17 protein-coding genes are annotated in these 16608 nt (G+C 55.1%); 8 read left to right on the top strand and 9 right to left on the bottom strand.

The features are described 5' to 3' along the window. The first annotated feature begins 5 nt into the window (after positions 1 to 5). Positions 6 to 1934 carry a 1-deoxy-D-xylulose-5-phosphate synthase gene (gene dxs, locus M0D42_RS14585; RefSeq protein WP_265019337.1) on the top strand — a complete coding sequence of 643 codons (1929 nt, stop codon included), beginning with the start codon at positions 6 to 8 and terminating at the stop codon, positions 1932 to 1934. Here dxs and M0D42_RS14580 read toward each other — a convergent pair. From M0D42_RS14580 to M0D42_RS14565, 4 genes are read right to left on the bottom strand one after another with little or no spacing between them, the layout of a single operon-like run. Further along, a complete protein-coding gene (locus M0D42_RS14580; RefSeq protein ID WP_265019336.1) occupies positions 1931 to 2785 on the bottom strand; it encodes an SDR family oxidoreductase in 855 nt (284 codons plus the stop codon). The genes dxs and M0D42_RS14580 overlap by 4 nt on opposite strands. 45 nt (positions 2786 to 2830) lie before the next feature. Then, complete coding sequence (locus M0D42_RS14575) at positions 2831 to 3262, bottom strand: DUF1810 domain-containing protein (protein ID WP_265019335.1); 432 nt, start codon at positions 3260 to 3262, stop codon at positions 2831 to 2833. 9 nt (positions 3263 to 3271) lie between these two features. Then, the gene (locus tag M0D42_RS14570; RefSeq protein ID WP_265019334.1) at positions 3272 to 3565 is read right to left on the bottom strand and encodes a SelT/SelW/SelH family protein; all 294 of its coding nucleotides are present in this window, start codon (positions 3563 to 3565) and stop codon (positions 3272 to 3274) included. A gap of 10 nt (positions 3566 to 3575) precedes the next feature. Beyond that, positions 3576 to 4313, bottom strand: a complete 738-nt coding sequence (locus M0D42_RS14565) for a LysE family translocator (RefSeq protein WP_265019333.1) — start codon at positions 4311 to 4313, stop codon at positions 3576 to 3578. A 45-nt stretch (positions 4314 to 4358) separates the two neighbouring features. Between M0D42_RS14565 and ade the strand changes: the two genes are divergently transcribed. From ade to M0D42_RS14550, 3 genes are all read left to right on the top strand, one after another. Further along, a complete protein-coding gene (gene ade / locus M0D42_RS14560) occupies positions 4359 to 6167 on the top strand; it encodes an adenine deaminase (RefSeq protein ID WP_265021168.1) in 1809 nt (602 codons plus the stop codon). Further along, positions 6164 to 7642 (top strand): AMP nucleosidase, encoded by a 1479-nt coding sequence (locus M0D42_RS14555; RefSeq protein WP_265019332.1) that lies wholly within the window; start codon positions 6164 to 6166, stop codon positions 7640 to 7642. Before ade ends, M0D42_RS14555 begins: the two co-directional genes overlap by 4 nt. Positions 7643 to 7776: 134 nt before the next feature. Next, on the top strand, positions 7777 to 8064 hold the full coding sequence (locus tag M0D42_RS14550) for an HU family DNA-binding protein (protein ID WP_265019331.1): 288 nt from the start codon (positions 7777 to 7779) through the stop codon (positions 8062 to 8064). A gap of 64 nt (positions 8065 to 8128) precedes the next feature. Here the strand turns inward: M0D42_RS14550 and M0D42_RS14545 are convergent, their stop codons facing one another. Both M0D42_RS14545 and M0D42_RS14540 read right to left on the bottom strand, forming a co-directional pair. Continuing rightward, on the bottom strand, positions 8129 to 9517 hold the full coding sequence (locus M0D42_RS14545; protein WP_265019330.1) for a PLP-dependent aminotransferase family protein: 1389 nt from the start codon (positions 9515 to 9517) through the stop codon (positions 8129 to 8131). Positions 9518 to 9567: 50 nt separating this feature from the next. Continuing rightward, positions 9568 to 11580, bottom strand: coding sequence for a molybdopterin-containing oxidoreductase family protein (locus M0D42_RS14540; protein WP_265019329.1), 2013 nt, complete (start codon positions 11578 to 11580; stop codon positions 9568 to 9570). Between the two features lie 177 nt (positions 11581 to 11757). On the opposite strand from M0D42_RS14540, the gene M0D42_RS14535 reads away from it, so the two are divergent. The 4 genes from M0D42_RS14535 to msrA all read left to right on the top strand — a co-directional run bounded on the left by M0D42_RS14535 (position 11758) and on the right by msrA (position 13921). After that, the gene (locus M0D42_RS14535) at positions 11758 to 12471 is read left to right on the top strand and encodes a cytochrome c biogenesis CcdA family protein (RefSeq protein ID WP_265019328.1); all 714 of its coding nucleotides are present in this window, start codon (positions 11758 to 11760) and stop codon (positions 12469 to 12471) included. Between the two features lie 11 nt (positions 12472 to 12482). Next, a complete protein-coding gene (locus tag M0D42_RS14530; protein WP_265019327.1) occupies positions 12483 to 12881 on the top strand; it encodes a thioredoxin family protein in 399 nt (132 codons plus the stop codon). Between the two features lie 99 nt (positions 12882 to 12980). After that, on the top strand, positions 12981 to 13424 hold the full coding sequence (msrB, locus tag M0D42_RS14525; protein ID WP_265019326.1) for a peptide-methionine (R)-S-oxide reductase MsrB: 444 nt from the start codon (positions 12981 to 12983) through the stop codon (positions 13422 to 13424). Next, positions 13421 to 13921: a peptide-methionine (S)-S-oxide reductase MsrA gene (msrA, locus tag M0D42_RS14520; RefSeq protein ID WP_265019325.1), complete on the top strand. Its 501-nt coding sequence runs from the start codon at positions 13421 to 13423 to the stop codon at positions 13919 to 13921. Before msrB ends, msrA begins: the two co-directional genes overlap by 4 nt. Before the next feature lie 59 nt (positions 13922 to 13980). On the opposite strand, the gene queG is transcribed toward msrA, so the two are convergent. The 3 genes from queG to mtgA form a co-directional block, all read right to left on the bottom strand. Next, complete coding sequence (gene queG, locus M0D42_RS14515) at positions 13981 to 15024, bottom strand: tRNA epoxyqueuosine(34) reductase QueG (RefSeq protein ID WP_265019324.1); 1044 nt, start codon at positions 15022 to 15024, stop codon at positions 13981 to 13983. Between the two features lie 11 nt (positions 15025 to 15035). Then, complete coding sequence (locus M0D42_RS14510; RefSeq protein ID WP_265019323.1) at positions 15036 to 15701, bottom strand: glutathione S-transferase family protein; 666 nt, start codon at positions 15699 to 15701, stop codon at positions 15036 to 15038. An 89-nt stretch (positions 15702 to 15790) separates the two neighbouring features. After that, positions 15791 to 16513: a monofunctional biosynthetic peptidoglycan transglycosylase gene (mtgA, locus tag M0D42_RS14505; protein ID WP_265019322.1), complete on the bottom strand. Its 723-nt coding sequence runs from the start codon at positions 16511 to 16513 to the stop codon at positions 15791 to 15793. Between the last annotated feature and the right edge of the window lie 95 nt (positions 16514 to 16608).

Genomic DNA, 16608 nt, shown 5'->3' with positions numbered 1-16608 from the left:
ATGCCATGACGGTTCGACCCGACACACCTCTGCTGGACCGGGTCAACAAGCCCGAGGACCTCAAGAAGCTTTCTGATGCCCAGCTGACCCAGCTGGCGCACGAGCTGCGTTTGGAGACCATCTCGGCTGTGTCTGAAACCGGCGGCCATCTGGGCGCAGGCCTTGGTGTTGTCGAACTGACTGTAGCCCTGCACGCCGTGTTTGACGCCCCCAAGGACAAGATCGTCTGGGATGTCGGGCACCAAGCCTATCCGCACAAAATCCTGACTGGTCGCCGGGACCGCATTCGTACGCTACGCCAGAAAGACGGATTGAGCGGTTTCACCAAACGCTCTGAATCCGTTTTTGACCCATTTGGCACGGCCCATAGCTCTACATCGATTTCCGCAGCCCTTGGGTTTGCGGTTGCACGTGATTTGGGCGGCACTGCCGAAGGTGGCATAGGTGACGTAGTTGCCGTGATCGGCGATGGCGCGATGAGTGCGGGCATGGCCTATGAGGCGCTCAACAATGCAGGCGGCCTTGATCGCCGGATGTTCATCATCCTGAACGACAACGAGATGTCGATTGCGCCCCCAGTTGGAGCGATGTCATCCTATCTGTCGCGGCTTTATGCAGGGGATTCATTCCAAGACTTGCAAGCCGCTGCACGCGGCGCAGTCTCCTTCTTGCCCGGACCTCTGCGTGAAGGTGCCAAACGCGCGAGCGAAGTTCTGAAAGGCATGACGCTAGGCGGAAACCTCTTTGAAGCGCTTGGCATCAGCTACCTCGGCCCGATCGACGGGCACGACTTAGACCAGCTGCTTCCAGTCCTGCGCGCGGCCCATGAGCGCGCGACCGGTCCGATCCTGATGCATGTTGTCACGCAAAAGGGCAAAGGCTACGCGCCTGCCGAAAATTCACACGACAAATGGCACGCCACAGCGAAGTTTGACGTCATCACGGGTGAGCAATCTAAGGCGCCTTCAAATGCGCCAAGCTATTCGTCTGTTTTTGGCCAAACTCTGGTCGAGATGGCTGCCGAAGACGACAAGATCGTCGCCATCACCGCAGCCATGCCGGACGGCACAGGGCTCGGTCTTTTTGAAAAACGCTATCCAAGCCGGTTCTTTGACGTCGCCATCGCCGAACAGCACGGTGTGACTTTTGCAGCGGCTCTGGCGGCCGGAGGTATGAAACCTTTCTGCGCCATCTATTCGACCTTCCTGCAGCGTGGCTACGACCAAGTAGTGCACGACGTGGCCATCCAAGGCCTGCCGGTGCGCTTTGCCATCGACCGTGCAGGGCTTGTCGGAGCTGATGGTGCGACCCACGCCGGAAGCTTTGACATTGCTTATTTGGGGAACCTTCCAGGCATGGTTGTCATGGCCGCTGCGGATGAAGCCGAGCTCAAACATATGATCGCAACGGCTGCTGCTTACGATGACGGGCCAATCGCCTTCCGTTACCCGCGTGGCGAGGGTGTTGGCGTTGAAATGCAAGAAAAGGGCGAAGTTCTTGAGATCGGCAAAGGCCGCGTCATCCAAGAAGGCCAACGCGTTGCACTGATCTCTCTCGGCACGCGATTGGAAGAGGTCCGAAAAGCCGCTGAAGCGCTCAGTGCAAAGGGCATCACCCCGACCATCATCGATGCACGGTTTGCCAAACCACTGGATCGTGATCTGATTTTGGAGGCAGCACGGTCGCACGAGGCGCTGATCACCATCGAAGAAGGTGCTGTTGGCGGGTTCGGCTCTCATGTTGCGCAGCTCTTGTCGGATGAGGCGATCTTTGATCACGGCCTCAAGTTCCGATCCATGGTTCTACCGGATGTCTTTATCGATCAGGCTTCCCCTGCGCAAATGTATGACACCGCCGAACTGACAGCTAAGCACATCGAAGCGAAGGTCTTAGGGGCACTGGGCATTGCCCAGATCGGCAGCCAAAGCGCTTAAGAATTCTCAGCATCCCGCAGGGCATGAAGTGCGGATTTGTAATCCGGATAGAGCAGCTTCACACCAAGCTCGTTTTTGATGCGATCATTGCGCACACGTTTGCTGTCTGAATAAAAACTGCGCGCCATCGGGCTCATGTCAGCCTCTTCAAAAGGAACCGCTGGCGGGGGCGCCATGCCCAAAAGCTCTGCAGCATATTCAATCACAACTTCCGGCGGCTGCGGGTCGTCATCGCAGACGTTATAAACCCGTCCCGGATTGGGCTTGTCGATCGAAGCCTTCACAACCTGTGCAATGTCATCGACATGGATGCGCGAGAACACCTGGTTCTTCTTGATCACACGTTGCGCTACCCCACGCCGCAACTTCGCGAAGGGGCCGCGACCGGGGCCATAGATGCCCGCAAGGCGAAACACATGAACGGGCAAGTCAGGAATATCGAGCCACTCACGTTCCGCTTTGACGCGACGCTTTCCACGCACTGTTGCGGGATCTAGATCAGATTCTTCATCCACCCAACCACCATCATGGTCGCCATAGACCCCAGTGGTGGAGAGATAGCCGACCCACTCCAAATTAGGTGCGGCTTTCGCAATGTCATCGCCCGCGAGGCGCAGGATTGGATCACCCTCGGCGTCGGGACCGGCAGAGGTCAACACGTGGGTGGCTTCGGACAAGACTTCCGTAAGATCACAGGGCCACAAAAGCGGCTCTACACCTTCGGCTTTTAACTTGTCGAACTTCTCAGGCTTGCGGGTTGTGCCAATCACGTGCCAGCCGTCTTTGACCAGCAGCGACGCCAGCGCTTGAGCGGAAAATCCGTGTCCAAGGGAAAGTAGGGTCTTTGTCATGGCGCTAATCTGCTGATCTTGGGAGGGAGTTGCAAGACACGCTCGCTATTCTTTGCCGTCCAAAATCGCCTTTGTTTTCGGGCAGACAACACCTGCGTAAAAAACTGTCAGAATATCGCTGAAGACAGCTGGGGCTCCGGGGACAGCTGCAAATAAAGTCGCCATGCTGCGCAGTTTCATCGCGTCCACCGGACCCATAATCGCCTCTGGGCTTTTGTCTCGATGCATCATCAGAGCGATACACATTTCAAGCAGATGTGCCCCCAATACCGGATGGGCGAGATATTCGGTGGCCTCATCCAAGTCCTTCAGACCATAATCCACCGCGCGCTTGGATTTCCCGAGGCTGCGCAATTGCGGAAATTCCCACCACATCCAATGGCTCAGCTTCAGTCCGCTGCGCATCTCAGCCAAGGCTTTGGCGTGCGTCATTTCTTGCGGCATCAGATAGCGTTCAAGATCATGGATCGTGGCCATGCGCCCCTCTCAAGTCGTGGGTGGGTGCCGATCAATATGCCCTAAGTCTTTGTCCGGGTCGATCTTATCCCGAACACGCGCCTTCAGGGTCTTGGCATCCGGGAAGCCGCCGTCACGCTTGCGTTCCCAGATCAGATCCTTGTTGACGTGAATTTCGAAAACACCGCCGAGATCGTCTGGCACCAGTGTGACACCGCCAAGATCGTTGCCAAATGTCGAAAGCAATTCCTGCGCCAACCAACCCGCACGCAAAAGCCAATTGCATCCAGTGCAGTAGGTGATTGTCACATTTGGTTTGATCATTGTGCCAACCTCAACGCTCGCCCAGCGCAATTTTTGCAGCAAGTCCAATGAACACCACACCGGCGACGCGGTTCATCCACAATTGCACTTTCGGCGTGCGCGCCATGCGGTCGCTTAGACCTCCTGCCAAAAGCGCAACGCCGCCAAACACGATGAGTGTCGAGATGACAAATATCACGCCAAGCGTTGCGATCTGCATCAGCATCGAGCCGTAGGCAGGATCGGTAAACTGCGGAAAAAACGCCAGAAAGAAAATCGCGACTTTGGGGTTGGTGATATTCATGATCAACCCACGCTGATAAAGCGCGAGAGGTGACCGTTTCGGGGCCTCTCCGTATAAGGCCTGCACCGGCGCTCTGAGCGCTTGATAGGCGAGATATAGCAAATAGGCGACGCCTGCAAATTTGATCAGCGTGAAGGCCACAACACTTGCCTTCAGCAGCGCAGCCAGACCCATCGCGACAGCGATCGAATGGAAGACCAACCCAGAACAGAGGCCAAGCACCACCCAAAGCCCTGACTTCGCACCGTTGAGCGCCGATTGTGTGAGGACAAAAAGATTATCCGGTCCCGGCGCGAGTGCCAGCAAAACAACGGCGATAGCAAAAGTTACGAGTATATCAATCGGCAAAGTCGTTCCTCCCCGCCCAAACTGAGGGTCATCAAAGCGCAACGGCGAAGCATCTGCAAGCACGCGGCACATCCGATTTAACCCGCTGGCTTGAAACTGCTTTCGCAAAAGCTTCATAGCTGCACAGCTTGATCCCGAATTTGAGCCGTGCCAACTTGGGTCATGGAGCAAAACACATTAAAAACCTGGGCCGAATGCGCCCCAAAACTCATTGCTGTTGCCTCAGGCCGTGACACCGCAGATCTCGTCATTCGCAAAGGCCAATGGGTGAACGTCCACACTCGGGAAGTTCTGGCAGATCACGACATTGCCATCAGCGAAGGCCGCATTGCCTATGTCGGCCCCGACGCGAGCCATTGCATTGGCGATGACACAGAGATCATAGACGCTAACGGGCGCTACATGATCCCAGGGTTGTGCGACGCGCATATGCACATCGAAAGCGGCATGCTGACCCCCGCCGAATTTGCGCGCGCAGTCATTCCCCACGGCACCACAACCATGTTCACCGATCCACATGAGATCGCCAATGTGCTGGGCCGAGAAGGCGTTCGAATGATGCATGATGAGGCTCTATTACAGCCCATTAACGTCTTCACGCAGATGCCGAGCTGCGCACCTTCTGCCCCGGGTTTGGAAACTACCGGGTTCGAAATCACGCCGGAAGACGTTGCGGAGGCCATGCACTGGCCGGGCATCATTGGCCTTGGGGAGATGATGAACTTCCCGGGCGTGGTCAACGCCGATCCAAAAATGCTTGCGGAAATCGCGGCCACGCAAGCGGCAGGAAAAACCGTTGGTGGGCATTATGCATCGCCTGATCTGGGTCCAGCGTTTCATGCCTATGCCGCCGGTGGTCCCGCGGATGATCACGAGGGCACCTGCGAGGCGGATGCTATTGCGCGCGTGCGCCAAGGGATGCGCTCGATGATGCGCCTAGGCTCTGCGTGGTATGACGTGGAAACCCAGATTACTGCTGTCACTGAAAAAGGCCTCGATCCCCGCAATTTCATTCTTTGCACGGACGACTGCCACTCCGGCACCTTGGTCAACGATGGCCACATGAACCGCGTCGTGCGGCATGCGATTGAGTGCGGATGCGATCCCCTCATCGCATTGCAGATGGCAACCATCAACACCGCGACACACTTTGGTTTAGAGCGTGAATTAGGCTCTATTACGCCTGGAAGGCGCGCAGATGTGATCCTGACGAGCGACCTTAAGGCCTTGCCAATCGAACTCGTGATCGCCCGTGGCAAGACAATCGCGCAGGATGGCAAATGCCTTGTGGATTGCCCGCATTACAACTGGCCTGAAAGCTCAAGGCAGACCGTCAATATGGGCGTCAATCGCATTTCGAATGACTTCATCGTTCCAGCCCCTGAGGGCGCAAACCGCGTGAGCGTCAATGTGATCGGCGTGGTTGAGAACCAAGCGCCAACCAAAGCGCTCAAGGCGGAGCTCGATGTGAAAGACAGCCGGGTTCAAATGGACCTGGCGAACGATGTTTGCCAAATCGCTCTGGTGGAGCGACACCGTGCATTGGGCACAACAACAAACGCCTTTGTCAGCGGCTTCGGCTATGAGGGCGATATGGCAATGGCCTCAACCGTGGCCCATGACAGCCACCATATGATCGTTGTGGGCACAAGCCGCGAAGATATGGCGCTGGCGGCCAATCGACTGAGCGAAGTCGGCGGCGGAGTCACTGTCTTCAAAGATGGGAAAGAACTCGCCCTGGTAGAATTGCCCATTGCCGGATTGATGTCTGACCAACCCGCGACAGAGGTTGCCGCCAAGGCGCAAAAAATGGTCGAGGCAATGGAGGCTTGCGGTTGCACCCTGAATAACGCTTACATGCAACATTCGCTTCTGGCCCTTGTGGTGATCCCGGAACTCAGAATTTCCGACCTTGGGCTGGTAGACGTAACCAAATTTGAAATGACCGACGTGATACAGGCGCATACATGACACCGATTCATACAACAGTGAAATCCCCTTCTGTGAAAACACCAGAATCCTTCAGGGATGCACGTGCTGCGGTCGATCGCCTGTGCGAGCTTTATGAAATCGGATCGGAATATCTTTGTAAGGAATTTGCCAAGGCACTCAAAAAAGGTGCGCCGAACCATCGCGTCAGGGCGTTCTACCCTGAGATCCGCATCGTCACGACCAGTTTTGCGCAGATCGACAGCCGTCTTTCTTTTGGTCACGTCGCTGAACCCGGAGTTTATGCAACAACCATCACGCGCCCTGATCTATTTCGACACTATTTGGAGCAGCAAATCGCTCTGCTCGTTGGGAATCATGACGTTCCGGTAACCATCGGTATTTCAGAAACGCCAATTCCGGTTCACTTCGCCGTGGCCAATGACGCATCCATCACAGTTCCGCAGGAAGGCGCTTCTGCATTCCCGCTGCGTGACATTTTTGATGTCCCAGATCTTTCGACGACAAACGATGACATCGTGAACGGCATTCAGGAAGTCATGAACGGGGAAACCAAACCGCTGGCTCCGTTTACAGCACAGCGTGTCGACTATTCGCTGGCGCGTCTGGCGCATTACACCGCAACGTCTCCGGAGCATTTCCAGAACCACGTGCTTTTCACAAACTACCAATTCTACGTCGCTGAGTTTGAGACCTATGCGCGTCAAATGCTGGCTGACCCCAAGAGCGGCTACACCAGTTTCGTATCAACCGGCAACGTCGAGATCACGGATGCAGAGACTGAAATTCCGGCGGTAGACAAACAGCCGCAAATGCCAACATACCACCTGAAGCGTGAAAACGGATCTGGAATCACACTGGTGAATATCGGCGTAGGGCCCTCTAACGCCAAAACCGCAACCGACCACATTGCTGTTCTCCGCCCGCATGCGTGGCTGATGGTTGGCCATTGTGCAGGCCTTCGGAACTCACAAAGCCTTGGTGATTTTGTGCTGGCCCATGCTTACTTGCGCGAAGACCACGTGCTAGATGACGATCTGCCAAACTGGGTGCCCATCCCGGCGCTCGCCGAAGTTCAGATCGCGCTAGAGCAAGCTGTTGCAGACGTAACCGAGTTGAAAGACTACGAGTTGAAACGCGTCATGCGGACAGGCACCGTTGCAACGATCGACAACCGCAACTGGGAGCTGCGTGAACACACCGGACCAGTGCAACGCCTCAGCCAATCTCGCGCCATTGCGCTGGATATGGAAAGCGCCACAATCGCTGCAAATGGCTATCGTTTCCGCGTGCCCTACGGCACGCTGCTTTGCGTTTCTGACAAGCCTCTGCATGGCGAGCTCAAACTGCCTGGAATGGCCTCAGATTTCTATAAAACGCAGGTCGCACGGCATTTAATGATCGGAATTCGCGCGATGGAGTCATTGCGCGATATGCCTCTTGAACGGATGCATTCGCGGAAACTGAGGTCATTTGACGAAACGGCATTCTTATAATCCGACCAAATGGGCAAAAAATGCACGTTTTTAGGGCTTTTGGCGCAGTATTTCGTTGTCGTCTAGAAAGATATTCCTTTAAATGCCCGCTATGAGGCCCTGAAAAACGGGCAGATACAAGGAGACCAACAAATATGGCAAAGCCAATGACCAAGACCCAACTCGTAGCCGCACTGGCCGAGGAACTGGGCGCCGACAAAAAAACCGCGGGTGCATCTCTTGAAGCTGTTTGCGCTCTTATCACCCGTGAAGTGTCGGCTGGCGGCGCTGTGACCCTGCCAGGCGTCGGCAAGATTTACTGCCGTGAGCGTCCTGAGCGTATGGTGCGCAACCCTGCGACTGGCGAACAGATCAAGAAAGAAGCGGACAAGGTTGTCAAAATGACAATCGCGAAAGCTCTGAAAGACAGCGTCAACGGCTAAGCAGATCTTCAGATCTGATAGAGATACGAAGGGTCGCCGGGGGCGGCCCTTTGCTTTAAGGGGCTCAGGTTTTGACCAAATCAAAGACCTGACGCAGACGAACTAAGGCTCCCTGCATCTCCTCTTCATCAAACCCACAAAAGCCAAGCAGAAGCCCATTGTATTTTGTGGTAGCGTGGCAGTAGCTCGACAAGGCCTCCACAACGATATCCTGCTCAGCCGCAAGGGCTACGATCTGCTGGTCCGAAATCTCTTGAGGCAAATGAAAAGCAATCTGCATACCTGCCTGATGGTCTGTAAATTGCCCGATATCCGCAAAGTCCCTACGCAAGGCGTCCACAAGGTGCTGACGCCGTTGCCCATAGGTGCGCCGCACGCGCCGGAGATGGCGGTAGAATTCACCACTCTGCATAAATTCTGCCAAGGGCGCCTGCGGCATCATGCTGGCCCGCGTGCCGAACTGTCGTTGGACCTCGGCAAACCGACCAAGCAAGGCCTGAGGCACTATCGCATATCCAATTCGCAGCGTGTTAGAGAAAATCTTGGAGAAACTTCCAACATAGACAGTTCGGCTGTTATCCAGTCCGGCCAAGGCTGGAATGGGTCGACCTGCGAAGCGAAACTCTGAATCATAATCGTCCTCAATCAACCACCCATCCCGCTCCTCTGCCCAGCGCAAAAACTCATGTCGCCTTTGGGGTGTCATGGACCCTCCGAGCGGGAATTGTTGAGAGGGCGTCAGGATCGCGAGCTGCGCCTTTTTAGGGAGCGCCGCGCCCGCGTCGTCAATCGTCAAAAGCTCCGGCTTGAGCCCCTGCGCAGTGATGAATTCCTTCAACGGCCGATAGCCCGGATCTTCAAGCGCTGCGGTCTCTCCACGCGAGCACAGCGCTCTCAATGACATTTCAACCGCATCCCCCGCACCCGAGGTCACGATAATCTGGCCCGGGTCAACATCCAGACCACGCCAATCCGCGACATGCTGCGCAATCGCCTCTCGCAAAACCGGCAATCCAAACCGTGGCGCAGCGCCGAGTAGGACTTCCGGCGACCTTCGGCACACACGAGAAACCGCCTTCCCCCATGCGCGATGTGGAAATAGCCGCATATCAGGCTCACCAGGTCGAAAGGGCAGCGACTTTCGCCCCGGTGCCTCGATGACTTTGGCGGCTGGTACCGAACTTGGGAGACTCACATCACCAATACGCTCCACCGTAAAGCCCGCTCCTGGATGGCCCTGAATATAACCCTCCGCCACCAATTGGTCATAGGCGGTGACAATTGTGCTGCGCGACACTCCGAGCTGTTGAGCAAAGGCGCGCGTGGGCGGCAGATGACTATCTGCCGCGATGTCTCCCGACATGATACCGCGGCGCAGTCCAGCGGCGATCTGTTCGAAAATCGGCGTGCTGCTGCCACGGTCCAGAGGCAACGAAAGGCTGATCGGTCGCATATTTTGGCCTGAGGAAACGAAAGGTTTATCAGCAGTTACCACAGTCCAATCTAAATTGCGCGCACATCCACATAAGTGTCGTTGTAAGCGGCGCCATCGATCAGATCACAGCGGCTATCCGCGGATATCAGCGCGTTGACGGTCATGCCTGTCGCACTGCTGGCCAGCCAAGCACCCTTGGGGACATAGACCACACCAGATTGCATCGCATCGGTGACCTGCAAAGTAAGAGCGACTTCACCGAGCGCATTCCACAGCAGCACATCCTCGCCATCTGTCAGTCCACGCGCCCTGGCGTCATCTGGATGCATTTCCAACCGCTCAACGCCTTCCGAAGGAGAACAGCCCCCAAAGGTCGCGTTGATCCGTTTGTCAGACGCGGGAGTAATTAAGGTCAGAGGCATGGCTTTCTCTGCAGGTTGGAACTGCGGTAGCCCAGCGCCAAAACGGTTTTCCAAGTCCGCGCTGAACAGCTCGATTTTGCCCGACGGAGTGCTCGGTGCAAGTGTCGCGCACAGAATACCCTCTTCGCCAATCTCGCCCCCATAAAATTTCGAATGATCCAATGGGAAATCTCTGGGCGAAACCCCAAGATCAGTCATCGCCTGATCCATCAACTCCTGATCGGTGGCTCGGAATTCAGCCTCATCAAATCCAAATCTTGCCGCGAGACGGCGGAAGATTTCTGTGTTGGGCAGGCTTTCCCCAACCGGTGCAATCACAGGTGCTGCTCGTTGCACATGGTTGTGGCCGTAAGACCCGTAGATATCGTCATGTTCAAAATGCGTACAGGCAGGCAGGATCACATCGCAGAGCTTCATGCTGTCGGTCAACGCCACATCGCAACCTACAGTGAATACATCCGGGTGGCTCAGCGCCGCGATCATGTTTCGTTGGTCAGGATGGGTGGCAACCGGGTTGTGGTTATAGACCATGACCGCGCCGATTGGCGTTTCAGCATCGCGATCCAAAATCACCCGCGCCGTGTCCAGGATATTCACAACCCTTGTGTTGGGGTTTAAATGCTCCGCCTGTAGAGTCTCTGCAGTTTTGGACACAAAGGCACCAGACTTGCTGATCACACCCGCTCCGAGCCGACCATGATGACCGGTGAGGGCATTCAGAGACATGGCTGCACGCAAAGCGGCTCCGCCAGAGGCGCTGCGTTCGAGGCCGACGCCAACGCTGGTGGCAATGTTTTTAGCCGACACAATCCAATCCAAAACCGTTTCGATGTCAGACAGTTCAAGACCGCAAATCTCAGCTGCATCGGAAATGGTATACTGGTTCGCATGTGCCAAATACTCTTCTGCGCCAAGCGCCCATTCTTTCAGGAAGGCCTCATCAAGCGCAGCTCTTTTTTGTAACTCCGCAGCCAACGCCAAGCCAAGCACAACATCAGTGCCGGGCTTGATCTGCAAAAACATATCCGATTGTTCCGCCTGCTTGATGCGCTTCGGATCAATTACAACCACTTTGCCCCCAGCACGACGCACGTCTTTGAGCACGCGCGTGAAGTGCAGGTTTGCAACCGTCACGTTGGTGCCCCAAACCAAGACCAGATCACTGTGAATAGCCTGCGCAGGTGGCATGCCCGGTGTAGAGCCAAATAGACTGGAATAGGCGGCACCACGCACACCGCCGCAAAGCGGTTTTCGAGCGAGTTGCGTTGCGCCAAGCCGATAGAAGAACCGCATGTCCATGGAAGCAGCGGCCAGTTCACCATGCGGGCCTGCATAGTTCAGAGGCATAACGGCCTCAGATCCATAGTCCTGAATGGCCTTGGTGAAGCCTTCGTAAACCAGTTCGAGCGCTTCGTCCCAAGAGATAGGTTCAAACCCATCCTCAACGCGTTTCATGGGATGCGTAAGACGATTGGGACCATGCACAAATTCAGCGTAAGTACGCGCGACTTTGTTGCAGATCACACCTCCCGTATAGCTATTGGCAGTAGAGCCACGCACCTTGGTGATTTCACCATCCGTGACTTCCACGGACAGGCTGCAGGTATCCGGACAGTCCAATGGACATACGCTTGGTAGAATCTCTAAATCTTTGGCCATGGCTCACTCCTAATCACGCGACTAATACTGGAACAAAATCGGGTCCTCAAAAACAGCCAAAAAGGAACATTTTGAGCAGACCAACTCACGGATTATGACTAATCCCACACGGAATGTTGAAGCCATACATTCCAGCTTTTGCATGACATCAATTGTCAGTTTCGGCATGTTGCCGCCATGGATTTTGTCTTTGCATATGCTGCTGGATTGCTGACTTTGATCAACCCCTGCGTCTTGCCGGTGCTACCGATCGTTTTGGCGACTTCTTTGCAAGCGAGCCGACACGGCCCCCTGGCAATCGCAGCCGGGATGAGCATTTCATTTGTTGTTCTGGGCATGCTGGTTACTACCTTTGGCTATGCCATCGGCCTCACCGTCGACACCATTGCGCAGGCAGGCGCGGTGCTGATGATCGGCTTTGGTTTCATCCTGTTAGTGCCCCGTTTCTCAGCTGCCTTCACCACGGCAACCGCCGGTGTTTCATCACGGGCTGACCATCAGTTAGATCAAATCGACCGCTCTTCATTGAGAGGCCAGTTTGTAGGAGGCCTGCTGCTCGGCGCTGTCTGGAGCCCCTGCATTGGCCCAACCCTTGGCGGTGCGATCTCTCTGGCCAGCCAGGGGGAAAACCTCGGTTACGCGACCGCCATCATGGTGTTCTTTGCGCTCGGCGTCTCCACCATCATCCTGGCGCTCGGATATGGCGCGCGCGGCGCCCTGCAACGCAATCAGGCCCTGATGCGCAAGATTGCCGTCGCTGCCCGCCCGATCATGGGCATCGTCTTTCTTATCGTCGGGGCAGCGCTGCTGTTCCAACTCCACCATATTGTCGAGGGATGGCTGTTAGACACGCTGCCGCCTTGGCTCGTTGATTTCTCAGTATCCCTGTAACGGAGGTTTCTATGTTTCGCCGTCATTTTCTAGCGCTTTCAGGCGCCGCTATCGCCCTTCCGAGTTTGAGCTTTGCCTCGGTTGAATACACACCTGGACTGGTGAAAAAACACCTTGATCAGGGCGATACGGTCTTTCTCGATTTCAAAGCCCATTGGTGCACAACCTGTCGCGCGCAAGAAAGGGTGATCAAATCTCTGAAGGCAAAAAATCCCAACTATGATGAGAAAATCGTTTTTATCGATGTAGATTGGGACCAGTATGGGCGCTCTGACCTGGTAAAATCTCTGCGGATTCCGCGCCGCTCAACCTTGGTGGCACTGAAAGGCGATACAGAGATTGGCCGGATCGTAGCCGACACCAGCTCCAAAAAAATCAAACGGCTTATGGATGCCGCACTGGCCGCATAAGACCCAGATCACATAGCGGTCACCCCATTGAAATATCCGTTTGAATTTCCGCGCCCCACTCCATCTAATGGGCGTGGAAACGAAAAAGGGAGACCCCGCGTGAGCACATATCGCAAGGACCCCGATGCCATCGCCAACCTGAACGATGAGCAATATTGGGTCACCCAGGAAAATGGTACTGAGCGTCCCGGCTCGGGAAAGCTTCTCAATAACAAAGAGCCCGGCATCTATGTGGATGTGGTCTCTGGCGAGCCGCTGTTCGCCAGCTCGGATAAGTATGAATCCGGTTGTGGCTGGCCGAGCTTCACAAAACCCATCGACAACGTCACCGAACACCACGATGCCACCCACGGCATGATCCGCACGGAAGTGCGCTCAAAACACGGTGACAGCCATTTGGGCCATGTCTTCCCAGATGGACCGGTGGATCGTGGCGGGCTGCGCTATTGCATAAACTCCGCCTCATTGCGCTTCGTTCATCGCGATGAAATGGAAGCTGAAGGCTATGGTGCCTATCTCGATCAAGTAGAGGATGTGACATGACAGAACGTGCAGTATTGGCAGGTGGCTGTTTCTGGGGAATGGAAGACCTGATACGCCGTCAAAAAGGCGTCGTTTCAACCCGCGTGGGATATACAGGCGGTGATGTTCCAAATGCGACCTATCGCAATCACGGCACCCATGCTGAAGGGATCGAGATTATGTTTGATCCGACCCAAACCAGCTATCGTAAGATCTTGGAATTCTTTTTCCAGATCCACGATCCGACCACCAAAAACCGTCAGGGCAATGACATCGGCACCTCTTATCGTTCAGCCATTTATTATGTGAATGATGATCAGAAAGCCGTGGCTGAGGACACGATCGCGGATGTTGACGCGTCTGGTCTATGGCCGGGCAAAGTTGTGACTGAGTTGGAGCCCGTTAGCGACTTTTGGGAAGCCGAAGAATACCATCAGGATTACCTGGAGAAGAACAAAGGCGGCTACACCTGTCACTTCCCGCGTCCTGATTGGGTTTTGCCTAAGCGGGCTGGATAAAAGAGGGGCTCTGCCCTTCGGCCTGTGGCCTCACCCCGAGGTATTTTCGCAAAGAGAAGCTAAGAGCCTAGCGAAAGTAATTGACGCTGCGCCCATTGTGCAGCGTCAGAGACTGTTTCATCCGGATCTTGGATCAAAGCCTCGATTTGAGGCAGGTAGTTTTCGTGCCCCGAATTGCCCATCGCATAGAGCACATTTCTGACAAAGCGGTTACGGCCAATCCGTTTTATCGGACTGCCAGAGAATTTGGTTCGGAATGCTGCGTCATCTAAGGCGGCAAGCTCTGCGAGTTTAGGCGCAGCCAGATCATCGCGAGCATGATACCGAACCTCGCGGGCTTCCACAGCGAATTTGTTCCAAGGACACGCCGCGAGACAATCATCACAGCCATAAATGCGGTTGCCCATCAGGGGCCGCAGCTCTTCATCTACGGGCCCGTGGTGTTCAATGGTGAGGTAGGAAATGCACCGACGCGCATCAATCTGATTGGGCGCTGGAAACGCTTGAGTTGGGCAGGCATCCAGACAGGCACGGCAAGAGCCACAATGATCGATTTCCGCTGGATCAGTATCTAATTTCAGCGTTGTAAAGACAGAGCCAATAAAGAACCAACTGCCCAAATCACGGCTGACAAGATTGGTGTGCTTGCCCTGCCAGCCCAGTCCAGCAGCTTGCCCCAAAGGCTTCTCTGGTACCGGAGCGGTATCAACAAAGACCTTGACCTCGATATCTTCGCCAGCCTCAGCAATCAGCCATCGGGCCAGACGTTTCAGGCGCTTCTTCACGAGGTCATGGTAGTCTTTGTTCTGAGCATAAACCGAGATCGCGCCTCGGTCTGCCATATCATGCACTGCACGTGGGTCGTGATCAGGCGTGTAGCTTTCACCCAGCATGATGACGGACTGCGCTTCAGGCCAAAGCGCAGCGGGATTCTCACGCCAATGCACACGATCTGCCAGCCATCCCATCTGACCGTGATAGTCTTTTTCTAGAAACCCTCTTAGGCCCTCTGGCACCTGTGGCACCGCATCTGGTCGGCAAATACGGCAGAGGTCAAATCCAATCGCCTCTGCTTCTGCTACCAGCCGTGCTTGGAGGTCCACTGCTTCGATCCTCAGAAATCGAGATCAGCGTAATGCGGCGGAGGTGGGAAGCCCGGAATTTGATCCGCTAGGATAGACCGGAATGCAGGGCGTGACTTGATCTTGGCGTACCAGTCTTTGACCGCCTCGGAGCGGTTCCAATCCACATCGCTGATGTAATCCAAAGACGAGAGATGCGCCGCGGCCGCGAAATCGGCCAGCGTCATATTATCACCTGCCAACCAGCGACGATGGTCGAGCAGCCACGCCATATAGTCCAAATGGTATTTGATCGCTTTAGAGCCAGCTTTCACGTTCGAACTGTCAGGATAGCCTGTGCCTTGAAGCTTTCTGTAAACGCGTTCATTCAAAAGCTTACTCGTCACTTCGCTGTGAAATTTGTCGTCGAACCAACCAATGAGGCGGCGCACTTCATGGCGTGCCTCCGGTCCTTTCGGCATCAACGAAGGTTCAGGGTGCAGCTCTTCCAGGTATTCGCAGATCGCTGCGCTTTCGGTCAAAATCTTGCCATCGATCTTTAGGATCGGCACCTTGCCTGCCGGATTGCGCCGCATGAAATCAGGGTCTTGTTCCCAATAGCGCTCTTCCACCAACTCACATTCGATCTTCTTTTCAGCAAGACTCAGGCGAACCTTGCGACAAAACGGAGACAGGGGGGCGTGGAACAATCGAGCCATGTGCGAACCAACTTCTTTGGAAACTCATTCCTAATTGCCGAAAACCGCGGATAGATTCAACTCGCTATTCCGATTTCCGCCGCCTCAGGTCACTGAAAACAGGCAGCCCGTCCGTCCCGATCAATGGTTGCCGCGCCATCCATAATCGACGACGCTCGTCTGATCTGAGACTGAGAAGGGCGGCTTGCAGAACGGCCCTTGGGGTTGGGCAGAACCGTCGCCAAGCGCGCGGCCTGGCTCGCGGACAAGTCTTCAGGGCCCACCCCGAAGTAGTGTCGTGATGCGGCTTCGATTCCGAAAACACCCTCATCAAATTCCGCGACGTTGAGATAAACCTCCAAGATACGCCGCTTGCTCCAGGCCATTTCCACGAAGGGCGTAATCCCGGTTTCCAGTGCTTTTCGCACCCAGCTGCGGCCTTGCCAAAGGTAGACGTTTTTCACCACTTGCTGGCTAATCGTCGACGCGCCACGCGACGCACCATCTTCAATGGCAGCGCGGATTGCATTGACGTCAAAACCCCAATGATCGCAGAAGTTTGCATCCTCTGCGGCCACAACGGAACGCGCCATCACCGGGGCAATTTCTTCGATAGGGACCCACTGATGATCCAACCGGCCCAGTCGGCTGTTTTCGGAATACATCGTCCACGTCGTAGGTGGGTTAAAGAGCGTGAAAATCAAAACCGCGAAAATAAACAGTGAAAAACCCCAGACGACGCTACGCAGGATTGCGCGCCGAAGACGTTTGCCCTGACGCTGGCGCCAGGTTTCTGTATTCTTCTTTTTGGTTTTCTTTGCTGTCTTTGCCATCGTTCAGCCACTGCTCTTCCCAAATGGGATAGTGAATGCATCGGCGTTTCGCAAGGATCATGCCTTATAGATCGACAAGCAAAAAGCCCCGCGAA

The sequence above is a fragment of the Cognatishimia activa genome (assembly GCF_026016445.1).
In the GTDB taxonomy this organism is placed as follows: Bacteria; Pseudomonadota; Alphaproteobacteria; order Rhodobacterales; family Rhodobacteraceae; genus Cognatishimia; species Cognatishimia activa_B.
Note: the sequence above shows the minus strand (reverse complement) of the source record. Positions and strands in the feature narration are given on the sequence as shown.

Bases quoted from the DNA above. Each gene is read 5' to 3' on its own strand.
- dxs (WP_265019337.1), top strand. From the start codon at position 6: ATGACGGTTCGACCCGACACACCTCTGCTGGACCGGGTCAACAAGCCC.
- ade (WP_265021168.1), top strand. From the start codon at position 4,359: ATGGAGCAAAACACATTAAAAACCTGGGCCGAATGCGCCCCAAAACTC.
- M0D42_RS14550 (WP_265019331.1), top strand. From the start codon at position 7,777: ATGGCAAAGCCAATGACCAAGACCCAACTCGTAGCCGCACTGGCCGAG.
- M0D42_RS14555 (WP_265019332.1), top strand. From the start codon at position 6,164: ATGACACCGATTCATACAACAGTGAAATCCCCTTCTGTGAAAACACCA.
- M0D42_RS14580 (WP_265019336.1), bottom strand. From the start codon at position 2,785: ATGACAAAGACCCTACTTTCCCTTGGACACGGATTTTCCGCTCAAGCG.
- M0D42_RS14570 (WP_265019334.1), bottom strand. From the start codon at position 3,565: ATGATCAAACCAAATGTGACAATCACCTACTGCACTGGATGCAATTGG.
- M0D42_RS14510 (WP_265019323.1), bottom strand. From the start codon at position 15,701: ATGGCTCGATTGTTCCACGCCCCCCTGTCTCCGTTTTGTCGCAAGGTT.
- M0D42_RS14540 (WP_265019329.1), bottom strand. From the start codon at position 11,580: ATGGCCAAAGATTTAGAGATTCTACCAAGCGTATGTCCATTGGACTGT.
- M0D42_RS14535 (WP_265019328.1), top strand. From the start codon at position 11,758: ATGGATTTTGTCTTTGCATATGCTGCTGGATTGCTGACTTTGATCAAC.
- msrA (WP_265019325.1), top strand. From the start codon at position 13,421: ATGACAGAACGTGCAGTATTGGCAGGTGGCTGTTTCTGGGGAATGGAA.
- mtgA (WP_265019322.1), bottom strand. From the start codon at position 16,513: ATGGCAAAGACAGCAAAGAAAACCAAAAAGAAGAATACAGAAACCTGG.
- M0D42_RS14545 (WP_265019330.1), bottom strand. From the start codon at position 9,517: ATGCGACCGATCAGCCTTTCGTTGCCTCTGGACCGTGGCAGCAGCACG.
- M0D42_RS14530 (WP_265019327.1), top strand. From the start codon at position 12,483: ATGTTTCGCCGTCATTTTCTAGCGCTTTCAGGCGCCGCTATCGCCCTT.
- M0D42_RS14575 (WP_265019335.1), bottom strand. From the start codon at position 3,262: ATGGCCACGATCCATGATCTTGAACGCTATCTGATGCCGCAAGAAATG.
- M0D42_RS14565 (WP_265019333.1), bottom strand. From the start codon at position 4,313: ATGAAGCTTTTGCGAAAGCAGTTTCAAGCCAGCGGGTTAAATCGGATG.